The organism is Pseudomonas fjordensis (assembly GCF_976987115.1).
The window spans coordinates 505,459-519,861 of sequence record NZ_OZ336860.1 but is presented as its reverse complement, the minus strand read 5'-3'; the positions used below and the strand labels follow the sequence as shown (position 1 = coordinate 519,861).

At 61.9% G+C, this 14,403-nt stretch carries 7 protein-coding genes and 1 pseudogene; 6 read left to right on the top strand and 2 right to left on the bottom strand.

Going from position 1 to position 14,403, the window contains the following annotated elements; all coding sequences use genetic code 11:
- Positions 1-139: 139 nt before the first annotated feature.
- Together putA and ACWHXD_RS02225 are read left to right on the top strand one after the other, a co-directional pair.
- The gene (gene putA / locus ACWHXD_RS02230) at positions 140-4,093 is read left to right on the top strand and encodes a trifunctional transcriptional regulator/proline dehydrogenase/L-glutamate gamma-semialdehyde dehydrogenase (protein WP_499083508.1); all 3,954 of its coding nucleotides are present in this window, start codon (positions 140-142) and stop codon (positions 4,091-4,093) included.
- Positions 4,094-4,720: 627 nt separating this feature from the next.
- A complete protein-coding gene (locus tag ACWHXD_RS02225; protein ID WP_138761703.1) occupies positions 4,721-6,523 on the top strand; it encodes an acyl-CoA dehydrogenase in 1,803 nt (600 codons plus the stop codon).
- Between the two features lie 3 nt (positions 6,524-6,526).
- Here the strand turns inward: ACWHXD_RS02225 and ACWHXD_RS02220 are convergent, their stop codons facing one another.
- Both ACWHXD_RS02220 and ACWHXD_RS02215 read right to left on the bottom strand, forming a co-directional pair.
- On the bottom strand, positions 6,527-6,820 hold the full coding sequence (locus tag ACWHXD_RS02220; protein ID WP_003187971.1) for a cell division protein ZapA: 294 nt from the start codon (positions 6,818-6,820) through the stop codon (positions 6,527-6,529).
- Positions 6,817-7,047, bottom strand: coding sequence for a hypothetical protein (locus tag ACWHXD_RS02215; protein WP_044270846.1), 231 nt, complete (start codon positions 7,045-7,047; stop codon positions 6,817-6,819). Before ACWHXD_RS02215 ends, ACWHXD_RS02220 begins: the two co-directional genes overlap by 4 nt.
- Positions 7,048-7,324: 277 nt before the next feature.
- Here ACWHXD_RS02215 and ACWHXD_RS02210 point away from each other — a divergent pair.
- From ACWHXD_RS02210 to mscK, 4 genes and pseudogenes are all read left to right on the top strand, one after another.
- Positions 7,325-8,095 (top strand): annotated as a pseudogene (locus ACWHXD_RS02210) (MCP four helix bundle domain-containing protein); the annotation flags it as partial.
- Positions 8,078-8,950, top strand: a complete 873-nt coding sequence (locus ACWHXD_RS02205) for a methyl-accepting chemotaxis protein (protein ID WP_370694794.1) — start codon at positions 8,078-8,080, stop codon at positions 8,948-8,950. The pseudogene ACWHXD_RS02210 and the gene ACWHXD_RS02205, both read left to right, overlap by 18 nt.
- A gap of 266 nt (positions 8,951-9,216) precedes the next feature.
- On the top strand, positions 9,217-10,959 hold the full coding sequence (locus tag ACWHXD_RS02200; RefSeq protein WP_003187967.1) for a potassium/proton antiporter: 1,743 nt from the start codon (positions 9,217-9,219) through the stop codon (positions 10,957-10,959).
- A 49-nt stretch (positions 10,960-11,008) separates the two neighbouring features.
- Positions 11,009-14,392, top strand: a complete 3,384-nt coding sequence (gene mscK / locus ACWHXD_RS02195) for a mechanosensitive channel MscK (protein ID WP_138761704.1) — start codon at positions 11,009-11,011, stop codon at positions 14,390-14,392.
- The last annotated feature ends 11 nt before the right edge of the window (positions 14,393-14,403 follow it).

Sequence of the window (14,403 nt, the reverse complement as noted above, 5' to 3'; positions counted from 1 at the left end):
CGTGTGTTTATTTTTTTCCGATCAAGCGTCGAACATTTAACCAACAAAAGGGTTGCACCCGGTTGCACCTCGAGATGGGCAAAGCTAATCTTGCCGCCAGCAGATGCCACTCGGTAGTGGCACCCATGAGGATAAAAAAATGGCAACGACCACCCTTGGGGTCAAACTCGACGACCCGACCCGCGAACGCCTGAAGGCCGCCGCGACCTCCATTGATCGCACGCCGCACTGGCTGATCAAGCAGGCGATTTTCAATTACCTGGAGAAACTCGAGGGTGGTGCAACCCTGGCCGAGCTCAATGGCTTGAGCAGCAAGGAGGCCGATGATGCCGGCGAGGTCCAGGCCGACCACGCCCACCAGTGCTTCCTTGAGTTCGCCGAGAGCATCCTGCCGCAATCGGTATTGCGTGCCGCGATCACCGCTGCTTACCGCCGCCCCGAGCCGGAAGTGGTGCCGATGCTGATCGAACAGGCGCGCCTGCCGGCACCGATGGCCGAAGCCACCAACAAGCTGGCCGCGAGCATTGCCGAAAAACTGCGCAATCAGAAGAGTGCTGGCGGCCGTGCCGGTATTGTTCAGGGCCTGCTGCAAGAATTCTCCCTGTCGTCCCAGGAAGGCGTGGCGCTGATGTGCCTGGCCGAAGCGCTGCTGCGCATCCCGGACAAAGGCACCCGCGATGCACTGATCCGCGACAAGATCAGCACCGGCAACTGGCAGCCGCACCTGGGCAACAGCCCTTCGCTGTTCGTCAACGCCGCCACCTGGGGCCTGCTGCTGACCGGCAAGCTGGTGTCGACCCACAACGAAGCGGGCCTGACCTCGTCCCTGAGCCGCATCATCGGCAAGAGCGGCGAGCCGATGATCCGCAAGGGCGTCGACATGGCCATGCGCCTGATGGGCGAGCAGTTCGTCACCGGCGAAACCATCGCCGAAGCCCTGGCCAATGCGAGCAAATTCGAAGCCAAGGGCTTCCGCTATTCCTACGACATGCTCGGTGAAGCCGCACTCACCGAACACGACGCCCAGAAGTACCTGGCCTCGTACGAACAAGCCATTCACTCCATCGGCAAAGCTTCCCATGGCCGTGGGATCTATGAAGGCCCGGGCATCTCCATCAAGCTCTCCGCCCTGCACCCGCGCTACAGCCGTGCGCAGTACGAGCGCGTGATGGACGAGCTGTACCCGCGCCTGCTGTCGCTGACCTTGCTGGCCAAGCAGTACGACATCGGCCTGAACATTGACGCCGAAGAAGCCGACCGCCTGGAGCTGTCCCTGGACCTGCTCGAGCGCCTGTGCTTCGAGCCGCAACTGACCGGCTGGAACGGCATCGGCTTTGTGATCCAGGCGTACCAGAAGCGTTGCCCGTATGTGATCGACTACGTCATCGACCTGGCCCGCCGCAGCCGCCATCGCCTGATGATCCGCCTGGTAAAAGGCGCGTACTGGGACAGCGAAATCAAGCGCGCCCAGGTCGAAGGCCTGGAAGGCTACCCGGTCTACACCCGCAAGGTGTACACCGACGTTTCCTACATTGCTTGCGCACGCAAACTGCTGTCGGTGCCGGAAGTCATCTACCCGCAGTTCGCCACGCACAACGCCCACACCCTGTCGGCTATCTACCACATCGCAGGCCAGAACTATTACCCCGGCCAGTACGAGTTCCAGTGCCTGCACGGCATGGGTGAACCGCTGTACGAACAGGTTGTAGGCAAGGTTTCCGAAGGCAAGCTGAACCGTCCGTGCCGTGTGTACGCACCGGTCGGTACTCACGAAACACTGTTGGCTTACCTGGTTCGTCGCCTGCTGGAAAACGGCGCCAACACCTCGTTCGTCAACCGCATCGCTGACCAGTCCATCTCGATCCAGGAATTGGTAGCCGACCCGGTGGCCAGCATCGAGCAAATGGCAACCCAGGAAGGCGGTTTCGGCCTGCCGCACCCGCGCATTCCGTTGCCACGTGACCTGTACGGCAGCGACCGCGCCAACTCGGCCGGTATCGACTTGGCCAACGAACATCGCCTGGCCTCGTTGTCCTGCGCCCTGCTGGCCACCGCTCACAACAACTGGAAGGCCGCACCGATGCTCGGTTGCGCCGCCAGCAATGAAGCGGCCCAACCGGTGCTGAACCCGTCCGACCTGCGTGATGTGGTCGGCCAGGTACAGGAAGCCACCGTCGAAGACGTCGACAACGCCATCCAGTGCGCCATCAGCGCCGCGCCGATCTGGCAGGCCACCCCGCCCGCCGAACGCGCTGCCATCCTGGAACGCGCCGCCGACCTGATGGAAGGCGAAATCCAGCCGCTGATGGGCCTGCTGGCCCGCGAAGCCGGCAAGACCTTCGCCAACGCCATCGCCGAAGTGCGTGAAGCCGTGGACTTCCTGCGTTACTACGCAGTGCAGGCGCGCAACGACTTTACCAATGACGCCCACCGCCCATTGGGCCCGGTGGTGTGCATCAGCCCGTGGAACTTCCCGCTCGCCATCTTCAGTGGCCAAGTAGCTGCTGCGCTGGCTGCCGGTAACCCGGTGCTGGCCAAGCCTGCCGAGCAGACGCCGCTGGTGGCTGCCCAGGCCGTACGCATCCTGCTTGAAGCTGGCATTCCGGAAGGCGTGCTGCAATTGCTGCCAGGCCAGGGCGAAAGCGTCGGTGCCCGCCTGGTGGGTGATGATCGCGTCAAAGGCGTGATGTTCACCGGTTCCACCGAAGTGGCGCGCCTGCTGCAACGCAATGTCGCCGGTCGCCTGGATGCCCAGGGTCGCCCGATTCCGCTGATCGCCGAAACCGGTGGCCAGAACGCGATGATCGTGGACTCCTCGGCGCTGACCGAACAAGTGGTGATCGATGTCGTGTCGTCGGCCTTCGACAGCGCCGGTCAACGTTGCTCGGCCCTGCGCGTACTGTGCCTGCAGGAAGATTCGGCAGACCGTGTGGTCGAAATGCTCAAGGGCGCCATGGCTGAATGCCGCCTGGGCAACCCGGAACGCCTGTCGGTGGACATCGGCCCGGTGATCGATGCCGAAGCCAAGGCGGGTATCGAGAAACACATCCAGGCCATGCGCGACAAAGGCCGCAACGTTTACCAGGTGGCGATTGCCGACGGTGAAGAGATCAAGCGCGGCACCTTCGTGATGCCAACCCTGATCGAGCTGGAAAGCTTCGACGAACTGCAACGCGAGATCTTCGGCCCGGTACTGCACGTGGTGCGCTACAAGCGCAAAGAGATCGACCAGCTCATCGGCCAGATCAACGCTTCCGGCTACGGCCTGACCCTGGGCGTGCACACGCGCATCGACGAGACCATCGCCAAGGTGATCGATAACGTCAACGCCGGTAACGTCTACGTCAACCGCAACATTGTGGGTGCCGTGGTCGGCGTGCAACCGTTCGGCGGCGAAGGCCTGTCGGGTACTGGCCCGAAAGCCGGTGGCCCGCTGTACCTGTACCGTTTGCTGTCGACTCGTCCTACCGATGCGATCGAGCAATCCTTCGTACGCGGCGACAAGTTGGCCGCGCCGGACGTACGCCTGCGTGATGCCATGAGCCAATCGCTGACCGCCCTGAAAACCTGGGCCGACGGCAATAAGTTCAGCGAACTGAGCGCCCTGTGCACGCAGTTCGCCGCCCAGTCGCAAAGCGGTATCACCCGCCAACTGGCCGGCCCGACCGGCGAGCGCAACAGCTATGCCATCCTGCCGCGCGAGCACGTACTGTGCCTGGCCGAGGTGGAAGGCGACCTGCTGACCCAACTGGCGGCGGTATTGGCCGTCGGTGGTTCGGCGGTATGGCCGGAAACCGAGCTGACCAAGGCCTTGTTCCCACGCCTGCCGAAGGAGATTCAGGCGAAGATCAAGCGCGTGGCCGACTGGACCAAGGATGACGTGGTGTTTGACGCCGTGCTGCATCATGGTGATTCCGACCAACTGCGTGCGGTGTGCCAGCAAGTGGCGCAGCGCGGTGGGGCGATTGTTGGGGTGCATGGTATGTCGCAAGGCGAAACGGCGATTGCGCTGGAGCGTCTGGTGATTGAGCGTGCGTTGAGCGTTAACACTGCTGCAGCGGGTGGTAACGCCAGCCTGATGACCATCGGCTAACTGACACAACGCGGTAAAAGTGTGGGAGCTGGCTTGCCTGCGATAGCGGTGAGCCAGTCACCGGATGAGTTGGCAGAGAGTCCGCCATCGCAGCATAGGTATCTACACAACTTTGTGGGCTGTAGCAGCAGACGGTAACCACGATGCGAAGCGAGCCGCTCTTGATCTTGATCTGCTTTTGATCTTGATCTCAGGCGCCCCGTTAAACCACGCTGGCCGGAATTCGACAGGGATTTGGGGGGTAAACCGGCAGGGATGCCGGTTTAGCCGCCCCGCGCCATGGATGGCGCGTGGCGGCGGCCCCCCAAATCACTGGCGGATTACGGGCACACCGAGCCTAGGCGAGGTGCCGAGTGGTGGGGCAAGAGCGTTTTGCTTACTTTTGCGCTTTTCAAAAGTGAGCCGCCGTCAGGGCGGAACCCTAAGTGGCCGTTACCGCAGGAATGGATATGTACCCGGTCCAACTGTGTTGACTGTTAGGCCGCCTTCGCAGGCAAGCCAGCTCCCACACTGATCGTGCTCCACCTTGCGCCAGCGTTCTGCCCTTCTATCACTTAAATCAATCTTGCTATCCAGCCTCCATTCGCGCACTTAGACTCAGGCCAATTCCTTCCAAGGTACGCCGCCATGTCCGAGACGCTGCTCAGTTCCCGCAATCTGGCTTTCGAGCTGTATGAAGTCCTCGATGCCGAGGGCCTGACCCAGCGCGAGCGGTTTGCCGAGCACAACCGCGAAACCTTCGATGCCGCCATCAGCACGGCCAGCACCATCGCAGAAAAATACTTCGCCCCGCACAACCGCAAGAACGACGAAAACGAACCGCGCTATGAGAACGGCCAGGCGATCCTGATTCCGGAGGTCAAGCCGGCGGTGGACGCCTTCCTTGAAGCCGGCTTCCTCAACGCAGCCCGCAGCTTTGAAGCAGGTGGTATGCAACTGCCGACGCTATTGTCCCAGGCCTGCTTCGCGCATTTCCAATCGGCCAACGCCGCGTCGACGTCCTACCCGTTCCTGACCATGGGCGCCGCCAACCTCATTGAGAGCTTCGGCACCGAGGAGCAGAAACAACGCTTCCTGCAGCCAATGATCGACGGGCGCTTCTTCGGCACCATGGCCCTGACCGAGCCCCATGCCGGTTCGTCCTTGTCGGATATTCGTACCCGTGCAGAACCAGCGGCTGACGGCAGTTATCGGCTCAAGGGCAACAAGATCTTTATCTCCGGTGGCGACCATTCGCTGTCGGAAAACATCGTGCACATGGTGCTGGCCAAGTTGCCGGACGCTCCCGCAGGCGTGAAGGGCATTTCGCTGTTTATCGTGCCCAAGTTCCTGGTCAACGATGACGGCAGCCTGGGCGCTCGCAACGATGTGCTGCTGGCGGGGCTGTTCCACAAGATGGGCTGGCGCGGCACCACGTCTACGGCGCTTAACTTCGGCGATAACGGCAACTGCGTCGGCTATCTGGTGGGCAAACCGCACCAGGGCCTGAGCTGCATGTTCCAGATGATGAACGAGGCACGCATCGGCGTGGGCATGGGCGCGGTGATGCTCGGTTACGCCGGCTACCTTTATTCCCTGGACTACGCCCGCGAACGGCCCCAGGGGCGCCTGCCCGATAGCAAAGACCCAAGCACCGCCCCGGTGGCGATCATCCAGCACGCCGACATCAAGCGCATGCTGCTGACCCAGAAAGCCTATGTGGAAGGCGCCTTTGACCTAGGCCTGTACGCGGCGCGGCTGTTCGATGACACCACCACCCTGGCAACCGACACCGAGCGCAAGCACGCCCACGAACTGCTGGACCTGCTCACGCCGATCGTCAAATCCTGGCCGTCGGAGTTCTGCCTCAAGGCCAACGAGTTGGCGATCCAGATTCTTGGCGGCCACGGCTACACCCGCGAATACCCGGTGGAGCAGTACTACCGCGACAACCGCCTGAACCCCATCCATGAAGGCACCCACGGCATCCAGTCCCTGGACCTGCTCGGGCGCAAATTGGCGCAGAACGGTGGTGCCGGCTTGAAGCAACTGATTCGCCTGATCGCCGAAACCGGAGCCCGGGCGCAAAAGCACCCTTCACTCACGGCATTGCGAGAGCCCCTGGAGCAACTGGTAAACCGGCTGCAAAGCGTCACGATTGGCCTGCTCACCGATCTCGCCCAAGGCAAGGTCAACAGCAGCCTGGCGAACTCGGCGCTGTACTTGAAAGTGTTCGGGCACACGGTGATTGGCTGGCGCTGGCTGGAACAGGCGATCCGCGCCGAAGAAGGGCTGGCCAAGGGCAACGCGGCCGATGCGGCCTTTTATAAGGGCAAGCTCCAGGCCGCCCGGTACTTCCTGACCTGGGAAGTACCGAGCTGCCATCATGAACTGGCGATTCTGGAGGCACGCGACGATACGTGCCTGGGCATGCAAGACGAGTGGTTCTAGCCCTCAGGGCTGACCGATCACCTTGGAAATCACATCGACCGTGGCGCTGACTTGCTCTTGGTAACGGTCGAGTTCCTGCTGGTGCGCCTGTTGCATTTCAATCTGCTCAGCGCACAGGTTCAGCGCGGCCAGTACCAATAGCTTGTCACCGATCAGGGTCGGGTACTTTTTCTTGGTAACGGCCAGGGAGGCCTTGAGCATGGTCACGGCATGCATCAGGGTCTGATCTTCGCCGGCCGGTGCCTTGATCGAGTAATCCTCTCCGAGAATCGAAACGACCTTTATGCCCTCACTCATGCGCTGACAGGCCCTGCACTCACACGCTCAACCAGCGCCTGGATGCGGGCGGCGGTGGCGCCGTGCTTTTCTTCCTGTTCCATCAGGTTCAGTTGCAGGCTTTCGTTTTCGTCCTTGGCGCGAGCCAGCTCGGCCTTGAGGGATTCGTTGCTGCCCAGCAGTTCTTGATTCTGCTGTACGAGGTCGCTGACCAGTTGTTCCAATTGGCTGAGGGATGCTTCTAACATTTTGATTTCTCGGGCGTTTAAAAAGGGCGGTGACGATAAAGAAAATTCACCTCGGATGCCAGGGTTATCCCTGGCCGCGCAGCCCGATGTTGCAAGGCCGGGCCGCACTTTCGAGCCTTAGTGACTGCATTTACCCGATCTGGTTCCTGAACTCACCCAACCCCTGGTCCGATGCGACAAAAGCGCGCGCCCCCTTAAGACTTTAGTCGCAGGGCCGATAAGGCGGGCACACCTCGTCTCATGGCCGCATGGATAGCGCCTCCCCCAGGACTCCAGCATGTCTCTTCGTAATATGAATATCGCCCCGAGGGCCTTCCTCGGCTTCGCGTTTATTGGCGCCTTGATGTTGTTGCTCGGTGTGTTCGCCCTGAACCAGATGAGCAAAATTCGTGCAGCCACCGAAGACATCACCTCGGCCAGCGTGCCCAGCATTCGCGCCTTGGATGAATTCACCCAACTCACCTTGCGCCTGCGCGTGCTGTCGTACCGCTTGCTGACCAACCGCGAGCCGGACGTACAGCAAAAGACCCTAGAAGCCTTTGAACTGCGCAATCAGCAGATTCGTACAGCCCAGGGCATCTATGAAAAACTGATTTCCAGCACCGAAGAGCGCAACGCCTACAACGAGTACGTGCGCTTGCTGGGCCAGTACCGCCAGATTGAAGAGCGCATGAAGAGCCTGTCTCGCGCCAATCAGGTCAACGAGCTGCGCACCCTGCTCAACACCGAGTTGCTGGACAACTCCGAGCAGGTCAACGCCGTGTTGACCCGCTTGCTGGATATCAATAACGACGACGCCAACGCCACCAACCAGCGCGCCAAAGACCAATACGACATGGCCTTTGACCTGGTGGTAGGCCTGCTGGTGGTTGCCACGGCGCTGACCTTGCTGTTCGCCTGGTTGCTGACCCGCAGCATCACCCTGCCCATCGCCCAGGCGCTCGAAGCCGCCGAAGAAGTCGCCGAAGGCAACCTGACGCGCCCGATCACCGTGGACGGCAGCGACGAAGCCGGGCGCCTGCTCGCGGCCATGGCCAAGATGCAGCACAAACTGCGCGACACCCTGCAACGTATCGCCGGCTCCGCCACCCAGCTGGCGTCTGCCGCTGAAGAGCTCAATGCGGTCACCGATGAAAGCGCCCGTGGCCTGACCCAGCAGAACAACGAAATCGAACAGGCCGCCACTGCCGTCAACGAGATGACCAGCGCGGTGGAAGAAGTCGCACGCAATGCGGTGAGCACGTCCGAAGCCTCGCGCAACGCCACTACGTCTGCCGGTGACGGCCGCGACCTGGTGCAGGAAACTGTCAGCGCCATCGAACGCATGAGTACCGACGTGCAGGCCACCGCTTCCCTGATTGGCGACCTGGCCAATGAGTCGCGGGATATTGGCAAAGTGCTGGACGTGATCCGCGGCCTGGCCGACCAGACCAACCTGCTGGCCCTGAACGCCGCAATTGAAGCAGCCCGAGCTGGGGAAGCCGGGCGTGGTTTCGCCGTGGTGGCCGATGAAGTGCGGGCGCTGGCCCATCGCACCCAGCAGTCCACCAGCGAAATCGAGCGCATGATCGGCAGCATCCAGACAGGCACCGAACACGCGGTAGATTCGATGCGCAACAGCACCGAGCGCGCCGAATCGACACTTAACATCGCCCGCGGCGCGGGCCTGTCGCTGGACACCATCAACACGGCGATTGTGGAGATCAACGAGCGCAACCTGGTGATCGCCAGCGCGGCGGAAGAACAGGCCCAAGTGGCGCGGGAAGTGGACCGCAACCTGGTGAACATCCGTGACCTGTCGGTGCAATCGGCCACGGGTGCCAGCCAGACCAGTGCGGCGAGCGGGGAGTTGTCGCGCTTGGCGGTGGACTTGAATGGGATGGTCGGCCGCTTCCGCCTCTAACCCTAAAACCCGCCCCACCCTTGTAGGAGCGAGCTTGCTCGCGAAAAACGCCAACGATAACGCGCGCTTGCTGAATGAACGTGGCGCCTGGGAGTTTTTCGCGAGCAAGCTCGCTCCTACAGAGGCAAGCCCTCTGCCACATTTACTTGTGCGCGAATCAGAAAAAGCTTTTTGACAGCGCAGCAATTCAACAGGTTAGAATCCCTGGCACGCAGACTGCATGGTCAGTTTGCGTCCTGTCCCCCCCCTGCCCTGGAGTACTGCCTTTGAATGCGACGACCATCAACAGCCTGTTCTTGATCGGCGCGTTGCTGGTGACTGCGAGCATTCTGGTGAGTTCGCTTTCGTCACGCCTGGGTATCCCCATTCTGGTGATTATCCTGGCCGTGGGCATGACCGCCGGGGTCGACGGCGGTGGCATCATTTTCGATAACTACCCCACCGCCTATCTGGTGGGCAACCTCGCCCTCGCCGTGATCCTGCTCGACGGCGGTTTGCGCACCCGGGTGGCGAGTTTCCGCGTGGCGCTGTGGCCGGCCTTGTCCCTGGCCACGGTGGGGGTGTTGATTACCACCGGCCTCACGGGCATGGCCGCGGCCTGGCTGTTTAACCTCAACATCATCCAAGGCTTGCTGATCGGCGCCATCGTCGGCTCCACGGATGCCGCGGCGGTGTTCTCACTGCTGGGCGGCAAGGGCCTCAACGAGCGGGTCAGCGCCAGCCTGGAAATCGAATCGGGCAGTAACGATCCGATGGCGGTGTTCCTCACCGTCACCTTGATCGACATGCTCGCCAGCGGCCAGACCGGCCTGCACTGGAGCCTGCTCACCCACCTGATCCGCGAATTCGGCATCGGCGGCCTGGTAGGCCTCGGCGGCGGTTGGTTGATGTTGCAACTGGTCAACCGCATCAACCTGGCCAACGGCCTGTACCCGATCCTGGTGATCGCCGGTGGCCTGTTCGTATTCGCCCTGACCAACGCCTTGCACGGCAGCGGCTTCCTCGCCGTGTACCTGTGCGGGCTGGTGATCGGCAACCGCCCGGTGCGCAGCCGCCATGGCATTTTGCATATGCTCGACGGCATGGCCTGGCTGGCGCAGATCGGGATGTTCTTGGTGCTGGGCCTGCTGGTCACGCCCCATGACCTGTTGCCCATCGCCGTGCCCGCCCTGGGCCTGGCGCTGTGGATGATCCTGTTTGCGCGGCCGCTGTCGGTGATGGTTGGCCTGCTGCCATTCAAGGCGTTCCACGGCCGCGAAAAGGCATTTATCGCCTGGGTCGGCCTGCGCGGCGCGGTACCGATCATCCTCGCGGTGTTCCCGCTGATGGCCGGCCTGCCCCATGCACAGCTGTACTTCAACCTGGCGTTCTTTATCGTGCTGGTCTCGCTGTTGGTGCAGGGCACCAGCCTGCCGTGGGTAGCCAAGTTGCTCAAAGTCACCGTACCGCCAGACCCGGCGCCGATCTCCCGCGCTGCCCTGGAAGTGCACGTCACCAGCGAGTGGGAGTTGTTCGTCTACCGCCTGGGCGCAGAAAAATGGTGCATCGGCGCGGCGCTGCGCGAGCTGAAAATGCCCGAAGGCACGCGCATCGCCGCGCTGTTTCGTGGCCAGCAACTGCTCCATCCGTCGGGTAGTACAGTGCTGGAAGTCGGCGATTTGCTCTGTGTGATCGGCCACGAACACAACCTGCCGGCCCTGGGCAAACTGTTCAGTCAGGCGCCGCAACGGGGCCTCGATTTGCGCTTCTTCGGTGACTTCGTACTCGAAGGCGACGCCCAGCTGGGCGCGGTTTCGGCCTTGTACGGGCTCAAGCTTGAAGGTATCGACCCGGACATGCCATTGAGCCGCTTCATTACCCAGAAGGTGGGCGGTGCACCGGTAGTCGGCGACCAGGTGGAATGGAACAACACTATCTGGACCGTCGCCGTCATGGACGGGAACAAGATTGGCAAAGTCGGCGTCAGATTCCCCGAAGGAAGTCGCCCGGGCCCCGGACTCTTCCTCTAAACTGCGGGACAACGACGCCCCGATTCTTCACTCTGCAAGACCGGTCTCTATGCCAACCCTGCGTACTTTTCTCGCCACTGCCCTGCTGGGCCTGACCCTTTGTGTTGGCAGCGTATACGCCGCCGACCCGCCCAGCGCCGAATCCGTCCAGCAAAGCCTGGATAAACTGCCCGACCGCAAGCTGCCTGACGCCGACATGAAGGCGCTGCAGGCGACCCTGCAACAGACCCTGACCTACCTGGGCAATCAGCAGGACTACGAGCAGCGCCTGGCCGACCTCAAGCGCCAGCTGGAAGAGGCCCCGCGCCAGACCAACGAGAACCAGCGTGAGCTGGCGCGCCTCAAGGCCACCAAAATCATCCCGGTGGCCCAACGCTACGCCAGCCTGCCGGTGCCGCAGCTTGAGCAATTATTGGTGCAACGCAGCACCCAGCAAGGCGATCTGCAAAAAGAACTGGCCGACGCCAACAGCCTGACCATCGCCGCCCAGACCCGCCCCGAGCGCGCCCAGACCGAAATCAGCAGCAGCCAGACGCGCATCCAGCAAATCAACGCGACGCTCAAGCTCGGCAAAGACAACGGCAAGCCCCTCAGCAGCGACCAGCGCAACCAGCTCAACGCTGAACTGGCGGCCCTGAATGCCTTGATTCCCCTGCGCCGCCAGGAATTGGCCGGCAACAGCCAGCTGCAAGATTTGGGCAACAGCCAGCACGACCTGATCCAGGAAAAAACCGCACGCCTGGAGCAAGAAATCCAAGACTTGCAAACCCTGATCAACCAGAAACGCCTGGCCCAGTCCCAGCAGACGGTGACCCAACAGTCCATCGAAGCGCAGAAAGCCGGTGGCAGTAGCATCCTGGCCAAGGAAAGCGCAGACAACCTCAAGCTGTCCGACTACCTGCTCAAAAGCACCGACCGCCTCAACGACCTGACCCAGAAAAACCTGCAGACCAAGCAGCAACTGGACACCGTGACCCAAAGCGATTCGGCCCTGGACGAGCAGATCAACGTGCTCAAGGGCAGCCTGCTGCTGTCCAAGATTCTCTATAAACAAAAGCAGGCCCTGCCGCGTCTGACCGTGGACAAAGACCTGGCCGACGACATCGCCAACATTCGCCTGTACCAGTTCGAGGTCAACCAACAGCGTGAGCTGATCACCTCCCCCAGCGCCTATGTGGACAACCTGCTGGCCAACCAGCCGCCAGATGAAGTCACCCCGCAACTGCGCCGCACCCTGCTGGAAGTGGCGATCACCCGCAGCGACCTGCTGGAACGCCTGAGCCGCGAACTGAGCGCACTGCTCAACGAATCCATCACCCTGCAACTGAACCAGAAACAACTGCTCAGCACCGCCAGCACCCTGCGCGCCACGCTCGACGAGCAAATGTTCTGGATCCCCAGCAACAAGCCGCTGGACACCGAATGGCTGGAAACCGTGCCGGCGCACCTGAGCAAGCAGGTCACCACCCTGCCCTGGGCGTCCAGCGTCAGCGAGTTGTATGACGGCCTGACCCAACGCCCGCTGCTGTTCCTGCCGTTGCTGTTGCTGATCGGCGCGCTGCTGTGGCGGCGCAATGCGCTGTATGTGCGCCTGAAAAAGGTTCACCAGGACATCGGCCACTTCAAGCGCGACAGCCAGTGGCACACGCCGCAGGCCATCCTGATCAACATCCTTTTGGCAATGCCCGTGGCCCTGGGCCTGGCGCTGTGCGGCTATGCCTTGCAGATCGACGCCCGCGGGCAAAACGCCAACCTGGGCGCGGCCTTGTTGCAGATCGCCCAGGCCTGGCTGGTGTTCTACACCGCCTACCGCATCCTCGCGCCGGGCGGCGTGGCGGAGCTGCACTTTCGCTGGGAAAGGCCCCAGGTCGAATTCCTCCAAGGCTGGATACGCAAGCTCGGGCTGGTGGTACTGGCGCTGGTGGCCGTGGTCGCGATTGCCGAACACCAGCCGGCGGCACTGGCTGACGACGTGCTGGGTATCGCCGTGGTACTGACCTGCTACGGGCTGATGGCCTGGTTGCTGGGCCGCCTGCTGCTGAACAGCCCAACCCACGAAAAGGCCTCGCTGTTTCGCAAAGCGATCGGCGTGGTGTTCACCGCCCTGCCCATCGCGCTGTTTATTGCCGTGTGCTTTGGCTATTACTACACCGCGCTGAAACTCAGCGACCGGCTGATCAACACTTTGTACCTGCTGATGTTCTGGCTGGTGATCGAAGCCACCTTTGTGCGCGGCCTGGGTGTTGCCGCACGGCGCCTGGCCTATGCCCGCGCCCTGGCCAAACGCCAGGCTGCCAAGGAGGCCGGTGACGGCGAAGCGGTGATCGAAGAGCCAACCCTGGACATCGAGCAGGTCAACGAACAGTCCATGCGCCTGATCCGCCTGGCCTTGCTCGGCGGCTTTATCGCGGCGCTGTACTGGGTATGGTCAGACCTGATCTCGGTATTTTCCTACCTGGACAACGTCACCCTGTACGAATACACCAGCGGCACGGGTACGAATATCAGCATGGTGCCGATCAGCATCGGCGACCTGCTGGGCGCGTCGATCATCATCGGCATCACCTTCGCCCTGGCGCGCAACCTGCCCGGCCTGCTGGAAGTCCTGGTACTGTCCAAGCTCGACCTGGCCCAAGGCAGCGCCTACGCCACCACCACCTTGCTGTCCTACATCATTGCCGGCGTGGGCTTTGTCACCACGCTCTCCACCCTCGGCGTGAGCTGGGACAAACTGCAATGGCTGGTCGCCGCGCTGTCGGTGGGCTTGGGTTTCGGCATGCAGGAGATCTTCGCCAACTTCATCTCCGGCATCATGATTTTGTTCGAACGCCCGGTGCGCATTGGCGACACCATCACCATCGGCAACCTGTCGGGTACGGTGAGCAAGATCCGCATTCGCGCCACCACCATCACCGACTTCGACAACAAGGACATCATCGTCCCCAACAAAACCTTCATCACCGGGCAACTGATCAACTGGTCGCTGACCGACACCATCACCCGCGTCACCCTGAAACTGGGCGTGGACTACGGCTCCGACCTGGACCTGGTGAAGGAATTGCTCCTCAAGGCGGCGCGCGAAAACCCACGGGTACTCAAAGAGCCGGAACCCCACGTGTACTTCCTCAACTTCGGCGAAAGCACCCTCGACCACGAACTGCGCATGCATGTTCGCGACCTGGGCGACCGCAACCCGGTGCTGGACGAGGTCAACCGCTACATCAACCGTGAGTTCAAGAAACAGCACATCAACATCTCGTTCCGGCAGATGGAGATCTACCTGAAGAACCTTCACGGCCAGGAATACAAATTGGTGCCGGCCGAAGACGAGCGCAAGACCATTGCCACGCCCCTCGACAAGCCCGACGCCCCCGAGCCTCCTGCAGGCAAAGTAGTGGATGCGCCGGAGCCGCCACCCAGCAAACTCGACTAAACGCCCTATCC